Consider the following 16,149-nt stretch of genomic DNA (forward strand, 5'->3'; position numbering starts at 1 on the left):
CACGGACAAGCTGATCACCGGCCGCCCGAATCACGGGCGGGCCTGCGGGCGGCGGCACTCCCCACTCGGTCACCCCGGGCCTGCGGCGGCGCGACGCTTCGCGACCTCATGGAGCGGAGGGGCCATGACGGCATGCGGGCCGCGATGATCTACCAGCACCGGACAGCGGGCGGTAACCGGGCGATCGCCCAGGCCATGAACAACAAGATCAACAACGCCAACCCGGATGACGACGATGGGGCGGCCGGAACGCTCGCGCTCGTCGGCTAATGGCACGCTAATGGCACGAAGACCCTGTTCCCATGATCGGGAACAGGGTCTTTTCGCTGGTGGGCGCGGACGGTTTCGAACCGCCGACTCCTCGCTTGTAAGGCGAGTGCTCTACCCCTGAGCTACGCGCCCGTGTTGCCGGGAAAGCGTACCCGGTTCGCGGGGGCGATCGCGAAACGGTTTCCGCGGCGCGGGTCAGGACCTGGGGGTGAGGCGGGTCAGGGCGGCGGCCAGGCGGTCGGACGGGGTCGGGACGGGGGAGGGCGGCATGCCGCCGAAGAGGGTGAGGGCGAAGCGCATCAGGGTCGGGTGGGAGAGGCCCTGCCGGGTGGCCAGGCGCATGATGCGCGGGTCGTCGATGGCGCGGGTGAAGGCGCGGCCGAGGGTGAAGGGGGCGCCGTTGGCGCGGCGGACGGCGGCCGGGTAGGTCTGGAGGGTCCGTTCGGGGAAGGGGCCGTGGAAGGCGGTGGTGATCACCTCGGCGGCGATGCGGCCCGCTTCGAGGGAGTAGGCGATGCCCTCGCCGCTGGACGGGTTGACCATGCCGCCGGAGTCGCCGGCGAGGAGGAGGCCGGGCAAGTAGTGCGGGCGGCGGCTGAAGCCCATGGGGAGCGCGGCGCCGCGTAAGGGGCCCACGGCGTGGTCGTCCGACAGGCTCCAGGCCGGGGGGAGGGACGTGAGCCAGCGGGCGAGTATGCGGTGGTAGTCGGGGTGTTCGGTGCGCAGGAGGGCCACGCCGACGTTGCAGGTGCCGTCGCCCATGCCGAAGATCCAGCCGTAGCCGGCGGGGGCGAGGCCCAGCCAGATTTCGAGGTAGGCGTCGTCGTGGCGGGGGCTGCGGTAGTAGCGGCGGCCCGCGATGCCGATGGGACGGTCGCGGCGGGGGCGCAGACCCAGGGCGACCGAGAGGCGGGACGAGGCGCCGTCCGCGGCGATGACCAGGCGGGCCGAGTGGGTTCCGGTGGTGGTGCGCACGCCGGTGACGCGTCCGCGGGAGCGGAGGGGCGCGGTGACCTTGGTGTTCTCCAGGAGTGCCGCGCCTGCGGAGACGGCCTGGCGGGCGAGGAGTTCGTCGAGGTCGGTGCGGGTCCGGGTGAGGCCGTGGCCGGACGGCCACGGGAGTTCCAGGGTGCGGCCCGCGCCGATGAGGCGGACGCCCTCGGTGCGGAACCAGCCGGGGCCGGTGAGGTCGATGTCCAGGCGTTGGAGTTCCCGGACGGCGCGCGGCGTCAGCCCGTCGCCGCAGATCTTCTCGCGCGGGAAGGACGTCTTCTCCAGGACGAGGACGTCCAGGCCGGCGCGGGCCAGGTGGCAGGCGGCGGAGGAACCCGCCGGGCCGGCTCCGACCACGATGACATCGTGCATCACAGGTGCCGATTGAACCAGTCAGCGGCCTGCGTGGTGACCTCTTCGAGGGCACCGGGCTCCTCGAACAGGTGCGTCGCGCCGGAGACGACGTGGATTTCGGAGTGTTCGAGCTTCTTGTGCGCCTGCTCGTTCAGTTCGAGGACCTCCGGATCGCGGCCGCCGACGATCAGCAGCACAGGGGCTTGGACGCGCGGCAGGGACGGGCCGGCGAGGTCGGGGCGTCCGCCGCGGGAGACGACCGCGCCGACCCGGGGGCGGGCCGCGGCGGCGGCGAGGGCGGCGGCGGCGCCGGTGCTGGCGCCGAACAGTCCGATGGGGAGGCCGGCGGTGTGCGGGGCGGCTTCGAGGCCCTCGGCCAGCCGGTCGACCGCGCCGATCAGGCGGAGGGTCAGCAGTTCGATGTCGAAGCGGAGCGCGGCCGTGACGCGGTCGACCTCGTCCTCGTGCGGGGTGAGCAGGTCGATGAGGAGGGTCCCGATGCCGGCGGCGTTCAGGCCGTGGGCCACGGCCCGGTTGCGGGGGCTCAGCCGGGAGCTGCCGCTGCCGTGCGCGAAGAGGACGACGCTGGTCGCTCCGTCCGGTATCACCAGGTCGCCGGCGAGTTCGGCGTCCGGGAGCCTCAGCGTGATCATACGTTGGGCGGTTCCGCGCTGATGTCCGCGAGCGCCGAGCGCTCGTCGCGCTGGACGGCCAGGTCACCGATCGACACCATGCCGATCGGGCGGTCGCCGTCCACGACCGGGATCCGGCGGACGGCGTTCTCGCGCATCAGCCGCACGGCCTCGTCGGCGTCCTCCCCCGGCGCGACCGTGATCAGGTTGGTGCTGCAGATCTCGGCGACGGTCGTGCCGGACATGTCGCGGTGCGCGGCCACGGCGCGGATCACGATGTCGCGGTCGGTCACCAGCCCGCGCAGCCGCCCCTCGTGGACGACGAGGACGTCGCCGATCCCGTGCTGCCGCATGAGGTCGCCGACCTCGACCAGGGACGCGTCCGGGGACACCGCCACCGGCACCGGCGTCATCACCTCGTTCACCTTCTGGGCCATGAGCGAACCCTCCCTCGGGCGCTCGCCTACCCAGCGGCGGGCGGGATATGTCTACCCGGCGGAGTCGGGGCCGTCCTGCTCGGCGAGGAACCGTTCGAACTGGGCGCCGAGCTCGTCGGCGGTGGGCATGTCCTGCGAGTCGGCGAGGAGGTTGTCGCGCTCGGCGGCTCCGGCGAACGCGTCGTACTGCTGTTCCAGGGCCCGGACGACCTTCTCGACCTCGTCGTTGCCCTCGACCTGCTCGGCGATGTCGGCGTCGGTGGCTGCGGCCGCGTCGCGGAGCCGGTCGACGGGCAGCACCAGACCGGTCGCGGTGACGATCGCCTCCAGCGCGGCGACGGCGGCGGCCGGATAGGCGGACTGGGCGAGGTAGTGCGGGACGTGCACGGCGAACCCGACGGCGTCGAGCCCGGCCTCGCCGAGCCGCAGCTCCAGCAGCCCGGCGGCGCTGCCGGGCACCTGGACCTTGTCGAACCACGAGTTCTTGGTGATCAGCTCAGGCCGGGTGGCGTGCGCGGTGGTGCCGACGGGACGGGTGTGCGGGACGCCCATCGGGATGCCGTGGAACCCGACGACGACGCCGACGCCGAGCTTGCCGACCAGGTGCAGGACGGACGAGGTGAACCCCTCCCAGAGCCGGTCGGGCTCCGGCCCCGACAGCATCAGGAACGGGGTGCCGGCCTCGTCGCGCAGCAGCCGGACGACCAGCTCCGGCGCGTCGTAGGAGGCCCAGTGGTCGCGGTCGAACGTCATCGGCGGCCGGCGGGCCCGGTAGTCGATCAGCGAGTCGACGTCGAAGCGGGCGATCACGCGGTGCTCAAGGGACTCCAGGAGGTGCTCGCGCACGAGCTGCCCGGTGGATCCGGCGTCCACGAAGCCGTCGAGGCTGTGCAGCAGCACCGGACCCGTCATCTCCGGCAGGTCGGCGTCAAGCTCGTACAGATCCTCAGGGTTAAGCAACTTCTCCCCCACCTCTACATGTCTTGGAACCACAGTACTCATTGCGTCGCCGTCGGCGGTCGGGCCCTCGGGGCCTTCCCGCGACGGGCGGTGCGGCGGTCGCCGCGCCGCTCCGGCGGGCCCGGCGGCTCGCTGCGCGATCAGTTTCTCGCAAGCTCGAAACCGGCTTCGCACATGATCGCAACGGTGGGGGTCGTGGACATCCGAGGCGGTCGGATCCGGCGCCGCGTCCGCGGCTTCGCGGGCTATTCGAAGACGCGGCTGGCCAGGAAGTCCTGCGGGTGGAGGGTGGTGAGGTCTGCGCGGTCCACTTCGCCGCCGCCGGCGAGGAGCCGGTTGGCGTGGCGCAGGCGGGCGCGTTCGATGGCGTTCCGGACGGAGCGGGCGTTGGCGAAGCGGGGCCGCGCGCGGCGCCGGGCGAGGTAGTCGCGGAAGACCGCCTCCGTCTCGGGGGCGAGGACGTAGCCCTCGCGTTCGGTCATCAGGCGGCCGATGGCCTCCAGCTCGTCCGGCTCGTAGTCGGGGAAGTCGATGTGGTGGGCGATGCGGGAGCTCATGCCGGGGTTGGACGCGAAGAAGGAGTCCATGCGGTCCTTGTAGCCGGCGAGGACGACGACGAGGTCGTCGCGCCGGTTCTCCATGACCTGCAGGAGGATCTCGATGGCCTCCTGCCCGTAGTCGCGCTCGTTCTCCGCCCGGTACAGGTAGTACGCCTCGTCGATGAACAGCACGCCGCCCATGGCCCGCTTCAGGACCTCCTTGGTCTTGGGCGCGGTGTGGCCGACGTACTGTCCGACGAGGTCGTCGCGGGTGACGGAGACGAGGTGGCCGCGGCGGACGTAGCCGAGCCGGTGCAGCAGCTCGGCGAGCCGCACCGCCACCGACGTCTTGCCCGTCCCGGGGCTCCCGGTGAAGCACATGTGCAGGTTGGGACGTCCCGAGTCGATCCCGAACCGGGCGCGGACGCGGTCCACGAGCAGCAGCGCGGCGATCTCCCGGATGCGGGTCTTGACCGGGGCGAGGCCGACGAGTTCGGCGTCGAGGGCGTCCAGGACGGAGTCGACCTGGGAGTCGGCGCGTTCCTTGGCGAGGTCGACGCGCGCGTCCGCGGGGAGCGTCTCCCCGGTCGCGGGAGGGAAGGGCTCCCCGGTGGCGGGAGCTTGGGAGGAGTCCACCGGGGAGCCGTTGTGGCGCATCCCGAAGCCGGGGCGTTCGCTCAACGTCCCGCCCCGTAACGGTCGCCCTCGGGCCGGTCGAGCGCGTACGGGTGGAGCGTGTAGCGGATGCGCCGGTCGGACGTCTCCTCGCGGTCGAGCCGGAAGCCGGGCTCCTCGGCGGGACGCTGGACGATGAACTGCAGCGCCGTCGTCTGCCGCCCGTAGCGGGCGTCGTAGGCGTTCAGCCGGATGTAGTGGCCCGGGTACGCCTTGCGGCACTCGTTGATCTCGTACAGGACGCCGGCCGGGTCGGCGAGGTCGAACATCGGCAGGCCCCACATCTCCCAGTAGGAGTTGCGCGGGTGCGGGTCGTCGGTGAACTCGACCGAGCAGGGCCAGCCCTGGTCGAGGGCGTACGCGACCTGCTTCGCGATCTCCTCGTCGGTGAGGTCGGCCAGGTGGGAGAAGGTGCCTTGTGTGATCCGCATCAGATGCTCACCGGGGTTTCGACGACGTCGGGGGTGTCGGTGGATTCGTAGGTGAAGGTGATGTCGCCCCACGTGGACAGGGCGATGTCCAGCTCGCGGCTGTTCTTGGCGGCGGCGCGCAGGATGTCGGAGCCTTCGGCGAGGTAGTCGCGGCCCTCGTTCCGCGCCTTGATCATCGCCTCGAGCGCGACGCGGTTCGCGGTGGCGCCGGCGGCGATGCCCATCGGGTGGCCGATCGTCCCGCCGCCGAACTGGAGGATGGAGTCCTCGCCCAGGTAGTGCAGGAGCTGGTGCATCTGCCCGGCGTGGATGCCTCCGGACGCGACGGGCATCGTCCCGGGCATCGACGCCCAGTCCTGGTCGAAGTACAGGCCCTTCACCGGGTCGGCCTCCACCTTGTCCAGGCGCAGGGTGTCGTAGTAGCCGCGAACGCTGTTCGGGTCGCCTTCCAGCTTGCCGACGACCGTCCCAGCGTGGATGTGGTCGACGCCGGCCAGCCGCATCCACTTGGCGATGACGCGGAAGTTCACGCCGTGCGACTTCTGCCGCGTGTAGGTGGAGTGCCCGGCACGGTGCAGGTGCAGCAGGACTCCGTTCCTACGCGCCCATTTGGCCATCGACTGGATCGCCGTGTATCCGACGGTGAGGTCGATCATCACGATGACGCTGCCCAGTTCCTTGGCGAACTCGGCGCGCTCGTACATGTCCTCCATCGTCGCGGCGGTGACGTTGAGGTAGTGGCCCTTCACCTCACCCGTGGCGGCCTGTGCCTTGTTGACGCCCTCCATGCAGTAGAGGAAACGGTCGCGCCAGCGCATGAACGGCTGGGAGTTGATGTTCTCGTCGTCCTTGGTGAAGTCGAGGCCGCCACGGAGGGCCTCGTAGACGACGCGTCCGTAGTTGCGCGCCGACAGGCCGAGCTTGGGTTTCACCGTCGCGCCCAGCAGCGGACGTCCGAACTTGCCGAGGTACTCGCGTTCCATGACGATGCCGTGCGCCGGCCCTTGGAACGTCTTCACGTAGTGGGTCGGGATCCGCATGTCCTCCAGGCGGAGCGCCTTCAGCGCCTTGAACCCGAAGACGTTCCCGATGATGGACGACGTCAGGTTCGCGATCGACCCCTCCTCGAAGAGGTCGAGGTCGTAGGCGATGTAGGCGATGAACTGGTTCTCCTGCCCTGGGACGGGCTCCACCTTGTAGCACTTGCCCTGGTAGTTCTCGTAGGACGTGAGCCGGTCCGTCCAGACGACCGTCCAGGTCGCGGTGGACGACTCGCCGGCGACGGCCGCTCCGGCTTCCTCCGGCGGGACGCCGGGCTGCGGCGTGATCCGGAAGGCGGCGAGGATGTCGCTGTCCTTCGGCTCGTAGTCCGGACGCCAGTAACCCATCTCCGCGTAGGGGATCACGCCCGCCGACCATCTGCCCGAGCTCATCGCCGCTCCTTCCTGGACGACGGGGGCGCGGCGCTCCGCCCCGGTGGAGGACGGCATGTCCCAGGGGATTCGGAGCGGAGCACCGCGCCCCGGTCGCGTGCAACCGTGACGCCTCGAAGCTTCGCCTCCCGATACTTGCGACGTCCATCAAGTGTTCTACGGTGACACTTGAGCATTCAGTTGAATGAGCACCCCCACGGGGAATCCCCGTGCCGACTTCGTCGGAATCAGGAGGCCGGACGTGACCGAGGCGCGGCTGCGGACGTTCGCCGCTCTCGCCGACACCGGATCGGTGCGGGCGGCCGCGCGGCGGCTGTACGTGACCGAGTCGGCGGTCTCGGCGGCGGTCGCGGCGCTGACCCGCGACCTCGGGGTGCCGCTCGTCCAGAAGGTGGGCCGGGGCGTCCGGCTGACGCCCGCCGGGACCGTCTACGCCGGGTACGCGCGGCAGGTGCTCGGGCTCCTGGAGGAGGGACGCGCGGCGGCGCGCGGCGCGGCCGATCCGGGACGCGGGCCGCTGCGGCTGGCGGCGGTGACGACGGCCGCCGACCAGGTCCTGCCCGAGCTGCTCGCCTCGTTCCGGGGCCGCTGGCCGGAGGTGGAGCTGACGCTGGAGGTCGGGCCGCGCCGCCAGGTGTGGAGCAGCCTCGCCGCGCACGAGGCCGACCTGGTGCTGGCCGGGCGGCCGCCCGCCGAGGTCGCGGCGACCGTGCTGGCCCGGCGCCCGAACGAGCTGGTGGTGGTGGGCGCGCCCGGCGTGGCCGGCGGTTTCGCGCTGCCCGGCACGCCCTGGGTGATGCGGGAGCCGGGCTCGGGGACGCGGGCGACGGCGGACGCGTACCTGGCCGAACGCGAGGTGGCGCCGCCCCGGCTCGTGCTCGGCTCGAACGGCGCGGTCATCGCGGGCGCCGCGGCCGGGCTCGGGGTGGCACTGGTGTCACGGGACGCGGTCGGCGCCGAGCTGGACGCCCGGCGCCTCGTGGTCGTCGACGCGCCGGGGATGCCGCTCGACCGGCCCTGGCACGCGGTCGCCGGGGCCGCGCCCACCGCGACGACCCTGCTGTTCGTCCGGCACCTGCTCGACGCGCCCGGCTGGCTGCCCGCGCGTCCCGCGCGCGCCGCCGGGCCCGCCTGACCCGCGCCCGTTCGCTAGGGCAGGCTCCACAGCGACACCGACAGCAGGCCCAGGCTGACGCCGATCAGCGCCATCGCGGCGGACCGTCCGCCCTCGTCGCTCCGCGCGCTCTTCCCGCACGCCACCAGCCTCACGAAGAACGCGAGGAACCCCGCGGCGACGACGTCCATCGCCACGGCCAGCCCGGTCACGACACCACCATCCCCGTCATCCGGGCAACCCTAGAGGAGTGCGGTGCCTCACATCGGCGTCCCGCCGAACATCCCCGGCGGTCCAGGGGACAGAATCGGGTTCGGAACTGTGAGAGGGGCCTTCATGACCGCCGACCGCCCGTACGACGCCGACCGCCCGTACGACATCGTCCTGTTCGGCGCCACCGGTTTCACCGGCGCCCTCACCGCCGAGTACCTGGCAGAACACGCCGATCAGGGAACGCGCTGGGCCCTCGCCGGGCGCAATCAGGCCAAACTCGCGGCCGTCCGCGACCGCCTGACGGAGATCAACCCGGACTGCGCCGGGCTGCCGCTCCTGCACGCCGACACCACCGACGCCGCCTCCATCGACGCCATTGCGGAATCGGCGCGTGTCGTCATCACCACGGTCGGCCCCTACGTCAAGTACGGCGAGCCCCTGGTCGCGGCGTGCGCGCGCGCCGGAACGGACTACGTCGACCTCACCGGCGAGCCAACGTTCGTCGACCGGATGTACGTGAAGTACCACCGGGACGCGGTGCGCAGCGGGGCGCGGATCGTGCACGCCTGCGGATTCGACTCGATCCCGCACGACCTCGGCGCCTTCTTCACCGTCAAGCAGCTCCCCGAGGGCGTCCCGCTGCACGTCGAAGGGTTCCTGCGGATCCGCGGGGACGCGTCCGGCGGCACCCTGCACTCGGCCATCGGCATCTTCGGGGACCCCGCCGGGATGCTGCGCGCCGAACGCGAGCGCCGCCGGCTGGAGGGCGGCCCCGCCGGCCGCCGGGTGCGCATCTCGCGCGGCCCCGCTCCGAAGGCCCGGGTCGGGGACGGCTGGGCGCTGCCGCTGCCCACCATCGACCCCCGGATCGTCACCCGGTCGGCGGCGGCCCTCGACCGCTACGGCCCCGACTTCTCCTACGGCCACTACGTCGCGGTCAAGCGCCTCGCCGCCGCGGCCGGCCTGGCCGCGGGCTCGGGCGCCCTGCTCGCCCTGGCCGCGCTACCGCCGACCCGGAGCCTGCTGCTCCGGCTCCGCACGCCCGGCGAGGGCCCGTCGGCGGAGCGGCGCGCCCGCAACTGGTTCAGCGTGAAGTTCGTCGGCGAGGGCGGCGGCAGGCGCGTCGTCACCGAGGTCGCGGGCGGCGACCCCGGTTACTCCGAGACGGCCAAGATGCTCGCCGAGTCGGCGCTGTGCCTCGCCCACGACGACCTGCCCGCGACGTCCGGCCAGGTCACGACCGCGGTCGCGATGGGGAACGCGCTGATCGACCGGCTCGTCGAGGCCGGGATCACCTTCCGGGTGCTCGACTCGAAGTGACGCGGCGGCGCCCCGGGATCGGGACGACGGCCTCGACGATCGTCCCGGCGCCGGGCCTGCTCCTCAGCGCGACCCGGCCGCCGAGCAGTTCGGCGCGCTCCCGCATGCCGCGCAACCCGTAGCAGTCGGGCCGGCGGCCCTGCGCGAGCACGTCCCGGACGGAGAACCCGCTCCCGTCGTCGGCGACCCGCAGCCGGACGCGGTCGAGGGAGTGCTCCAGCAGCAGGTCGACGCAGGTCGCGGACGCGTGCCGCAGGCTGTTGCCGACCGCCTCCTGCGCGATCCGGTACAGCGCGGTCTGCACGTGGTCGGGCAGCTCGTCCTCCAGCTCGCCCTCGACAGTCACCGTCACGTCGATCGCGCCGGACGGCCCCGGGCCGTCCCCGGCCTCCCGGGCGAGGGTGGCGAGCGCCGCCGACAGGCCGAGATCGTCCAGGACGGGCGGGCGCAGGCCCCCGATCGCCGCGCGGGTCTCGGCCGCCGACAGCTCGCACAGCCGCCGCGCCATCATGATCTGCGCCAGCGCCTCCGGATGGTGCTCGGGCAGCGCCCGCTCGGCGGCCGACAGGTGGAAGCCGAGGCTGGCGAGCCGCTGCGCGATGCCGTCGTGGATCTCCCGGCTCAGCCGGGACCGCTCCGCCTCCTGCGCCTCGACGGCCCGCTCGGCGAACCGCTCGGCCGCGTGCTCGCGCTCGCGCGCGGTGCGCAGCCGGCGGCACGACGACAGCACCGGCGCGAACAGCCCGGCGAGCGCGGTGACGAGCGCGAGGTCCTCGGGCGGCGTGGGCCCGGCCGACCGGACGTCCACGACCGCGACCACGCCGGCGTCGCCGTGGACGGGGATCGCGGCGCCGCGCCCGTCCGGGTGCGGGCGGGCCCGGCCGTGCGCGGCGGCCCACCCGGCGTCGCCCTCCCCCAGCGGGACGGGCGGCCCCGACCATTCGAGGGCGCGCTCCTCCTCGTCCAGGACGTACACGTCGCAGAACGTCAGTGCCCGCGCGGACCGGACGACGAGGCCGGCCAGCTCCTCGGCCATCCGCGGCAGCTCGCGGTCGGAGCAGGCCGCGGCGACGACGCGCACCAGCAGGTCGGTCCCGCGGCCGGCGAGCAGCTCCAGCGGGGACGTCACCGGAACAGGCCCTCGCGCAGCGCGACCGCGATTGCCGCCGACCGGTCGGTCACCTCCAGCTTGCGGTACAGGGCGCGCAGGTGGCTCTTCACGGTCTCCTCGCTCAGCACGAGCCGTGCCGCGATCGCCTTGTTCGACAGGCCGCCGACCAGCAGCGACAGCACCTCGCTCTCGCGCTGGGTGAGGCCGCGGTCGGCGCCCGGCCAGAACTCGCCGCGGGTCAGCCGGGCCGCGGTGACGGCCATCCGCCCGGCGAGGGTCGGGTCGACGACCGTCTCGCCCCGCGCGACCTCCTCCAGCCGCCGGACGAGCTCGGGGCCGTCCACCCGCTTGAGGAGGTAGCCGCCGGCCCCGGCCCGCAGCGCCTCGAAGACGTACTGCTCGTCGTCGTAGACCGACAGGAACACCACCCGCGACTCCGGGACCCGCCCGGTGATCAGCCGGCACAGGTCGAGGCCGCTCTCCGGGCCGAGCCGCACGTCCAGCAGAACGACGTCCGGCCGCAGGGCGGTCACCAGCCGGGTCGCCTCGTCCCCCGTCCCCGCCTGGCCGACGACGCGCACCCGCCCGGCGAATCCGGCCAGCATCGCCTGCAGCCCGGCGAGGATCATCTCGTGGTCGTCGACCAGGACGACGCGTACGGGGACGCTCATTCCGGCACGATAACAACCGGAAGCTACTCCTCAGTAGCGCGGCGCGGAGGCTCCCTCCGGCGTTTCACCCCCGCTCTCCCCTGATTGGGGGACGACCCCCGCCGCGTACCGCCGTACTCTTCTCAGCGAAAATGGAATTCCGCAGGACGGAGGAGCAAGGTGCCCCATCGGATCGTGCATATGCTCCGGGCGCGCGGGGCCGGCCGCCGCCCCGTCATGCTCGCCATCGCGGGGGACAGCGCCGCGGGCAAGACCACGCTGACCGGGGGGCTTGTGCGGTGTCTGGGGGCCGACCGGATGACCGCGGTCTGCGTGGACGACTACCACCGCTACGATCGCGCCGAGCGGGCCGGCAAGCCGTTCACGGCCCTGCACCCCGACTGCAACCATGTCGACATCATGGAACAGCATCTCCAGCTGCTGTCGATGGGAGAGCCGATCCTCAAACCCGTCTACGACCACGCGACCGGCGAACTCGTCCGGCCGGAACTGGTCGAGCCCCGCGACTTCGTGATCGTCGAGGGCCTGCTGCCGCTGCACACCCGGATGGCGCGGGCCTGCTTCGACATCACCGTCTACCTCGACCCGCCCGAGCCGCTGCGCCACTCCTGGAAGGTCCGCCGCGACTGCGACAAGCGCGGCTACAGCCCCGAGCAAGTCAGGGCGGAGCTGGCGCGCCGCGAACCGGAGAGCGCCGCCTACATCCGCCCGCAGCGCAAGCACGCCGACATCGTCGTCCGGTTCGCCCCCGTCGCCGGGCGCCTCGACCCGCCCGGGACCCCGCTGTCGGCCGAGCTGCTGCTCCGCCCGACGATCGACCACCCCGAACTGGCGGACGTCCTTCCCGGCGGCGCGGGCGACACCGAGACCGCCATGCACCTGCGGCTGCGCCGCGACACCGACGGCCGTCCCGTCGACGCCCTGCACGTCCACGGATACGTCTCGCCCGAGGAGTCACAGGTCGTCAAGAAGGCCATCTGGGAACGGCTCGGCCCGCGCGCCGGCGCCGCCGTCCCCGCCCCGGACGCGCTCGGCCGCCTCGGCGACGCCGGGACCAGCGATCCCCTCGCGATCACCCAGCTCCTGCTGCTCTACCACCTGCTCGACGCCGACCACCGCCAGGCCGCATGAGCGGCGCGGAGCCGGGGACGCGGGGGTCGCCCCCCGCGCACCGGCACGCATAAGGCTCCGCGGGCGCGCGGGGAGGCCCCGAGGCTTCGGACCTGTGCCTCGGGCCGCGCGCAAGCGGCCGCCGGGAGGGCGCCCAAGCGGGCGCTCGGGCGCCCTCCCGGCAACTCCTCAGAGTTCCCGCCAGGGGATCACCGGGCGGTCCGGAGCGACCACCGCGAGCGACTGGCCGCCCCGGATCGTCTCGTCCGGGACGGAGGTGAGCCGGAACCGGGCGTTCGGCCGGTGCGACTCGCCGACCGCGAGCAGCGTGCTGCCCCGGCGCAGCAGGAAGATCGCCACATCGACGCGGGGCCATTCGCCGGCGTCCTCGGGGACGTCCACGCGGTAGAGGGTGCCGTCGCTGTCGAGCGTGCTGGCGAGGTTGTGGTAGATCCCGGCGACGCCCGGGTTGCGGATCGCGACCGCCACCACCGCCGGGTCGTCGATGTCGACCGGCTCGATGTCCGCGCTGACCAGCTCCAGCGCCTCGGTGATCTCGGCGCGGCGGCCGCCGTCGCGCAGCCCGGCCAGCAGGTGGACGGGCGGCTCCCCGTTCCGCCGCAGGTAGGCCGACACGCCGAGCATGACTCGGACGGTCTCGTCGTCGGAACGCGCCGCAATGAGGACGGTCCGGGCCTTCTCCAGGCACGCCCGCTCGTAGGCGGTGTCGTCGTTGGCGATCACGTCGTACAGATCCGGGTCGGGGTTCTCCCCCGCCAGTTCCTCCGGCCAGAAGAGCGCGACGACGGGCGTCTTCACGAACGCGGGGTCGGCGCGCAACTGGCCGATGATGGCCCGCAGCGCCTCGCGCTCGTAGCCGACGACCACCACATGGCCCCGCTTGTGCAAGTGCGCCCGGCCGTTGGCCTTCATCGTCCTGCCCTTCCCCATCCAGAGCGTGAGCTCGGCGAACATCACGAGCCCCGCGGTGAGCCCGGCCACGATGATGATCACGCCGCCGATCCGGCCGCCCGCCGTCGCCGGGGACAGATCCCCGTATCCGGTGGTGGTGCCGCTGACGACGAAGTACCAGAGGTAGTCGAGCGGGTTCTTGATCTTCGCGCCCGGCTCCTCGAACACCGCGATCAGCAGCCAGCCCGTCAGGAAGGCCGCGGCGAGCACCAGCGCGGGCGCCCGCCAGGAACGCCCGGCGATCCGGTTGACCAGGCGCATCAGCACGATCGGCATCTGCGCAGCGTGACAGCGGACAAATCCCCACGTCAAGCCGGAAATGCGGGAATTTCGGCCACGGTACGCGACGGCCCCCGGCCGGACCCGGCCACCCGCCCGCAGGCGGCTCGCGGGCGGCCCGCCCCTCAGCCGGCCGGGCCGCGTTTCAGGACGCGCGACAGCGCCGCCGCCACCTCCTCCGACAGGCCCCCGTCGGACGGCCGCTCCGCAGTCGTGGACGGACGTTCGGCGCCCGCGGACGGATGCTCGGCGCCGGAGTGCACCAGGTCGGCGCCGCCGAGATCGTCCCGGACCGCGTCGCGGGTGTGCCCGCAGTCGCGGCACTCGACCTCGCCGAGCCGGCACACCAGGGCCGCCGAGCCGCAGGCCGAGCAGCGGTCCAGGTCGCCTGCCCAGTCGTGGGCGGCCTGGCAGCCGGGGCAGATCAGAACCTGGTGGTCCGCCCGGACCCCGCGCCGCCACGGGCTCGCGCCGCGCGCGGGGTCGGTCTGCCGCGCCCCGCAGCGGAAGCAGGGCATCACACCTCCAGAGGTGCGGGGACCGGTTCCGGCCAGCCGTCTCGGGCGGGCCGGAACCGGTCCGTTCGCTCAGAGCCCGGCGAGCGCCTCGCGGTACTCGTCGATGTCACGTGCGTCCGGGATCGCGTTCACGACCTTCCACCGGACCACGCCCTCGGTGTCGATGACGAAGGTGCCGCGCAGCGCCAGCCCCTTCGCCCCGTCGAAAACGCCGTAGCGCTGCGCCGTCCCGCCGTGCGGCCAGAAGTCCGACAGCAGCGGGAACCAGAAGGCCTCCTGGTCGGACCAGGCCCGCAGCGCGAACATCGAGTCGACCGAGACGGCGAGCACCTGCGCGCCGCCCTCGCCCTCGCCGCGGAAGTCGTCCCTGAGCCGGGACAGCTCCCCCGAGCACACCCCGCTGAACGCCAGCGGATAGAACACGAGGAGGACGTTCCTCTTCCCGCGGAAATCCGACAGCCGCACCGGGGTGCCGTGCTGGTCCCTCAGCTCGAAGTCCGGCGCCTCGTCGCCCACACCGACGCCGCCCGCGTTGACGTCCAAGTCCCTTACCGTCCCCGGCTACTTGCGGACCTTGGGCGCGACCAGCCGCGTGCCTGACCACTCCTTGGCGGCGCTGATGCTGCTGGTCTGCGAGAGTCCGGCCGTTTGCGCGGCCTCGCCGATGTCGCTGGGCTCCACGTGCCCGTCCCGGCCCGCCTTGGGCGTCAGCAGCCAGATGTTGCCGCCGCCGGTGAGCGGGATCATGGCGTCGGTCAGTCCCTCGAACAGGTCGCCGTCCTCCTCGCGCCACCACAGCAGCACGATGTCGACCACGTCATCGTAGTCCTCGTCGACCAGCTCGTTCCCCGTGAGTTCTTCGACAGAGCGACGAAGCTCCTCGTCGACGTCGTCATCGAAGCCGATCTCCTGCACCACCTGGCCCGCCTTCAGGCCGAGCCGTTCGGCCAGGCTGCGCTCAGACTGCGCCTGACCCGCGGTCGCGCTCACGAAAGTCCTCCCATTGTCGTCAGTCCGCACGGTGCCGTGCACTGTCGTTCCCAGCCCCCCGGGACGGGTGGCCCGCCCGCACCTGTGCGGTGTTTGCGGGACAGTCCACACAAGTGAGGGCCTCCAGCGCAAGTGTCTTCCGGCCTTTTTGGCGCCCTCATTGGCCCGATCACGGAGATCCGCGTCACCGGACCTCCACGCAGTGTGACCTTCATCCCTTGATGAAGGACAACCTGACCTGCCGGTCGGGGTTGTCCACGTTGAGGTCGACGAGGGCCACCGACTGCCACGTCCCGAGGGCGAGCCGTCCGCCCACGACCGGCAGGGTCGCGAACGGCGGGACGAGGGCGGGCATCACGTGCGACCGCCCGTGCCCCCGGGATCCGTGCGCGTGCCGCCAGCGGCCGTCGGCCGGCAGCAGGTCCCGCAGCGCGGCCAGCAGGTCGTCGTCGCTGCCGGACCCGAGTTCGAGGATCGCCACGCCGGCGGTGGCGTGCGGGACGAAGACGTGCAGCAGCCCGTCGCCGCCCGCCGACGCGGCGAAACGCTCGCACTCGGCCGTGATGTCGTGCACGGCGTCGCTCGTACCGGTGGCCACCCGGACCACGGTGCTCTCCATGATCCCGTGTCTACCCGATCCGCGGCACCGGACGCGTCCGCGTCCGCACGGATCTCACCGGCCGAACCCACCGGCCGGTCCCGGTCGCGCGGCCCCCGGCCGATCCCGGCTAGTGCGAGATGTGCTGCCGGGACTCGATGACCGCGTCCGGCCCCGGGTAGACGAGGGTCTCGTGGCCGTCGTCGAACCTGACCAGGTACGGCGGGCCGCCGTCCTCGCCCCGTACCTCGATGATCTCACCCGTCCGGTCCGGCTGCCCGACGATGTTGCCGTGGACGTGCAGCCGGTCCCCGATTCGTCCGTTCATCATTTCTCCCAAGCTCGTTCGTCCGCCACCGGGACGGACCGTGCCGGGCATGTCGCAGTCTGCTCCCCACCCCTTACGTTCCCCGCACCCCTCCGGGGGCAATCCCCGCGGGTCCGGTCTCCCAAGCTCGTTCGTCCGCCACCGGGACGGACCGTGCCGGGCATGTCGCAGTCTGCTCCCCACCCCTTACGTTCCCCGCAC

At 72.7% G+C, this 16,149-nt stretch carries 20 protein-coding genes and 1 tRNA gene; 4 read left to right on the forward strand and 17 right to left on the reverse strand.

What is annotated here, in order from left to right; translation table 11 throughout:
- Nucleotides 1-132 precede the first annotated feature (132 nt).
- A complete protein-coding gene (locus SM418_RS05405; protein ID WP_371939449.1) occupies nucleotides 133-270 on the forward strand; it encodes a hypothetical protein in 138 nt (45 codons plus the stop codon).
- A gap of 57 nt (nucleotides 271-327) precedes the next feature.
- Here SM418_RS05405 and SM418_RS05410 read toward each other — a convergent pair.
- The 8 genes from SM418_RS05410 to SM418_RS05445 all read right to left on the reverse strand — a co-directional run bounded on the left by SM418_RS05410 (nucleotide 328) and on the right by SM418_RS05445 (nucleotide 6,724).
- A tRNA-Val gene (locus SM418_RS05410) sits at nucleotides 328-402 on the reverse strand.
- Between the two features lie 63 nt (nucleotides 403-465).
- A complete protein-coding gene (locus SM418_RS05415; RefSeq protein WP_371939671.1) occupies nucleotides 466-1,635 on the reverse strand; it encodes a geranylgeranyl reductase family protein in 1,170 nt (389 codons plus the stop codon).
- A complete protein-coding gene (locus SM418_RS05420) occupies nucleotides 1,635-2,270 on the reverse strand; it encodes a dienelactone hydrolase family protein (RefSeq protein ID WP_371939451.1) in 636 nt (211 codons plus the stop codon). Before SM418_RS05420 ends, SM418_RS05415 begins: the two co-directional genes overlap by 1 nt.
- Nucleotides 2,267-2,686, reverse strand: coding sequence for a CBS domain-containing protein (locus SM418_RS05425; RefSeq protein WP_371939452.1), 420 nt, complete (start codon nucleotides 2,684-2,686; stop codon nucleotides 2,267-2,269). The genes SM418_RS05420 and SM418_RS05425 overlap by 4 nt, the downstream gene beginning before the upstream one ends.
- 51 nt (nucleotides 2,687-2,737) lie before the next feature.
- On the reverse strand, nucleotides 2,738-3,646 hold the full coding sequence (locus SM418_RS05430; protein ID WP_371939453.1) for a PAC2 family protein: 909 nt from the start codon (nucleotides 3,644-3,646) through the stop codon (nucleotides 2,738-2,740).
- A 245-nt stretch (nucleotides 3,647-3,891) separates the two neighbouring features.
- Entirely contained in the window at nucleotides 3,892-4,866 is a 975-nt protein-coding gene (gene cbbX, locus SM418_RS05435) for a CbbX protein (protein ID WP_371939454.1), read from the reverse strand.
- Nucleotides 4,863-5,291 (reverse strand): ribulose bisphosphate carboxylase small subunit, encoded by a 429-nt coding sequence (locus SM418_RS05440; RefSeq protein ID WP_371939455.1) that lies wholly within the window; start codon nucleotides 5,289-5,291, stop codon nucleotides 4,863-4,865. Before SM418_RS05440 ends, cbbX begins: the two co-directional genes overlap by 4 nt.
- Entirely contained in the window at nucleotides 5,291-6,724 is a 1,434-nt protein-coding gene (locus tag SM418_RS05445) for a form I ribulose bisphosphate carboxylase large subunit (protein ID WP_371939456.1), read from the reverse strand. Before SM418_RS05445 ends, SM418_RS05440 begins: the two co-directional genes overlap by 1 nt.
- A gap of 184 nt (nucleotides 6,725-6,908) precedes the next feature.
- Between SM418_RS05445 and SM418_RS05450 the strand changes: the two genes are divergently transcribed.
- A complete protein-coding gene (locus tag SM418_RS05450; RefSeq protein ID WP_371939457.1) occupies nucleotides 6,909-7,859 on the forward strand; it encodes a LysR substrate-binding domain-containing protein in 951 nt (316 codons plus the stop codon).
- 14 nt (nucleotides 7,860-7,873) lie between these two features.
- Here the strand turns inward: SM418_RS05450 and SM418_RS05455 are convergent, their stop codons facing one another.
- Nucleotides 7,874-8,050 (reverse strand): hypothetical protein, encoded by a 177-nt coding sequence (locus tag SM418_RS05455; protein ID WP_371939459.1) that lies wholly within the window; start codon nucleotides 8,048-8,050, stop codon nucleotides 7,874-7,876.
- A gap of 124 nt (nucleotides 8,051-8,174) precedes the next feature.
- Here SM418_RS05455 and SM418_RS05460 point away from each other — a divergent pair, with 124 nt between their 5' ends.
- A complete protein-coding gene (locus tag SM418_RS05460) occupies nucleotides 8,175-9,371 on the forward strand; it encodes a saccharopine dehydrogenase family protein (protein ID WP_371939460.1) in 1,197 nt (398 codons plus the stop codon).
- On the opposite strand, the gene SM418_RS05465 is transcribed toward SM418_RS05460, so the two are convergent.
- Nucleotides 9,343-10,500 (reverse strand): sensor histidine kinase, encoded by a 1,158-nt coding sequence (locus tag SM418_RS05465; protein ID WP_371939462.1) that lies wholly within the window; start codon nucleotides 10,498-10,500, stop codon nucleotides 9,343-9,345. The two genes, SM418_RS05460 and SM418_RS05465, sit on opposite strands and share 29 nt — an antisense overlap.
- Entirely contained in the window at nucleotides 10,497-11,153 is a 657-nt protein-coding gene (locus SM418_RS05470) for a response regulator (protein ID WP_371939464.1), read from the reverse strand. The genes SM418_RS05465 and SM418_RS05470 overlap by 4 nt, the downstream gene beginning before the upstream one ends.
- A 159-nt stretch (nucleotides 11,154-11,312) precedes the next feature.
- Between SM418_RS05470 and SM418_RS05475 the strand changes: the two genes are divergently transcribed.
- A complete protein-coding gene (locus SM418_RS05475) occupies nucleotides 11,313-12,284 on the forward strand; it encodes a phosphoribulokinase (RefSeq protein WP_371939465.1) in 972 nt (323 codons plus the stop codon).
- 168 nt (nucleotides 12,285-12,452) lie between these two features.
- Here SM418_RS05475 and SM418_RS05480 read toward each other — a convergent pair whose 3' ends face one another.
- From SM418_RS05480 to SM418_RS05505, 6 genes are all read right to left on the reverse strand, one after another.
- Nucleotides 12,453-13,511 (reverse strand): ion channel, encoded by a 1,059-nt coding sequence (locus tag SM418_RS05480; RefSeq protein WP_371939467.1) that lies wholly within the window; start codon nucleotides 13,509-13,511, stop codon nucleotides 12,453-12,455.
- 128 nt (nucleotides 13,512-13,639) lie between these two features.
- The gene (locus SM418_RS05485; protein ID WP_371939468.1) at nucleotides 13,640-14,032 is read right to left on the reverse strand and encodes a hypothetical protein; all 393 of its coding nucleotides are present in this window, start codon (nucleotides 14,030-14,032) and stop codon (nucleotides 13,640-13,642) included.
- Nucleotides 14,033-14,101: 69 nt separating this feature from the next.
- Nucleotides 14,102-14,575 carry a peroxiredoxin gene (locus tag SM418_RS05490; protein WP_371939470.1) on the reverse strand — a complete coding sequence of 158 codons (474 nt, stop codon included), beginning with the start codon at nucleotides 14,573-14,575 and terminating at the stop codon, nucleotides 14,102-14,104.
- Between the two features lie 18 nt (nucleotides 14,576-14,593).
- Nucleotides 14,594-15,022: a DUF3052 domain-containing protein gene (locus SM418_RS05495; RefSeq protein WP_371939472.1), complete on the reverse strand. Its 429-nt coding sequence runs from the start codon at nucleotides 15,020-15,022 to the stop codon at nucleotides 14,594-14,596.
- A 211-nt stretch (nucleotides 15,023-15,233) separates the two neighbouring features.
- On the reverse strand, nucleotides 15,234-15,641 hold the full coding sequence (locus SM418_RS05500) for a secondary thiamine-phosphate synthase enzyme YjbQ (RefSeq protein WP_371939474.1): 408 nt from the start codon (nucleotides 15,639-15,641) through the stop codon (nucleotides 15,234-15,236).
- Between the two features lie 109 nt (nucleotides 15,642-15,750).
- On the reverse strand, nucleotides 15,751-15,948 hold the full coding sequence (locus SM418_RS05505; protein WP_371939476.1) for a DUF1918 domain-containing protein: 198 nt from the start codon (nucleotides 15,946-15,948) through the stop codon (nucleotides 15,751-15,753).
- Nucleotides 15,949-16,149: the final 201 nt, after the last annotated feature.

This window comes from Actinomadura chokoriensis, from assembly GCF_041463665.1.
GTDB lineage: Bacteria > Actinomycetota > Actinomycetes > Streptosporangiales > Streptosporangiaceae > Spirillospora > Spirillospora chokoriensis_A.

Coding starts and splice junctions, on each gene's coding strand:
- SM418_RS05405 (WP_371939449.1), top strand. CDS start 133: ATGCGGGCCGCGATGATCTACCAGCACCGGACAGCGGGCGGTAACCGG.
- SM418_RS05415 (WP_371939671.1), bottom strand. CDS start 1,635: ATGCACGATGTCATCGTGGTCGGAGCCGGCCCGGCGGGTTCCTCCGCC.
- SM418_RS05420 (WP_371939451.1), bottom strand. CDS start 2,270: ATGATCACGCTGAGGCTCCCGGACGCCGAACTCGCCGGCGACCTGGTG.
- SM418_RS05425 (WP_371939452.1), bottom strand. CDS start 2,686: ATGGCCCAGAAGGTGAACGAGGTGATGACGCCGGTGCCGGTGGCGGTG.
- SM418_RS05440 (WP_371939455.1), bottom strand. CDS start 5,291: ATGCGGATCACACAAGGCACCTTCTCCCACCTGGCCGACCTCACCGAC.
- SM418_RS05445 (WP_371939456.1), bottom strand. CDS start 6,724: ATGAGCTCGGGCAGATGGTCGGCGGGCGTGATCCCCTACGCGGAGATG.
- SM418_RS05450 (WP_371939457.1), top strand. CDS start 6,909: ATGAGCACCCCCACGGGGAATCCCCGTGCCGACTTCGTCGGAATCAGG.
- SM418_RS05460 (WP_371939460.1), top strand. CDS start 8,175: ATGACCGCCGACCGCCCGTACGACGCCGACCGCCCGTACGACATCGTC.
- SM418_RS05470 (WP_371939464.1), bottom strand. CDS start 11,153: ATGAGCGTCCCCGTACGCGTCGTCCTGGTCGACGACCACGAGATGATC.
- SM418_RS05480 (WP_371939467.1), bottom strand. CDS start 13,511: ATGCCGATCGTGCTGATGCGCCTGGTCAACCGGATCGCCGGGCGTTCC.
- SM418_RS05485 (WP_371939468.1), bottom strand. CDS start 14,032: ATGCCCTGCTTCCGCTGCGGGGCGCGGCAGACCGACCCCGCGCGCGGC.
- SM418_RS05500 (WP_371939474.1), bottom strand. CDS start 15,641: ATGGAGAGCACCGTGGTCCGGGTGGCCACCGGTACGAGCGACGCCGTG.
- SM418_RS05505 (WP_371939476.1), bottom strand. CDS start 15,948: ATGAACGGACGAATCGGGGACCGGCTGCACGTCCACGGCAACATCGTC.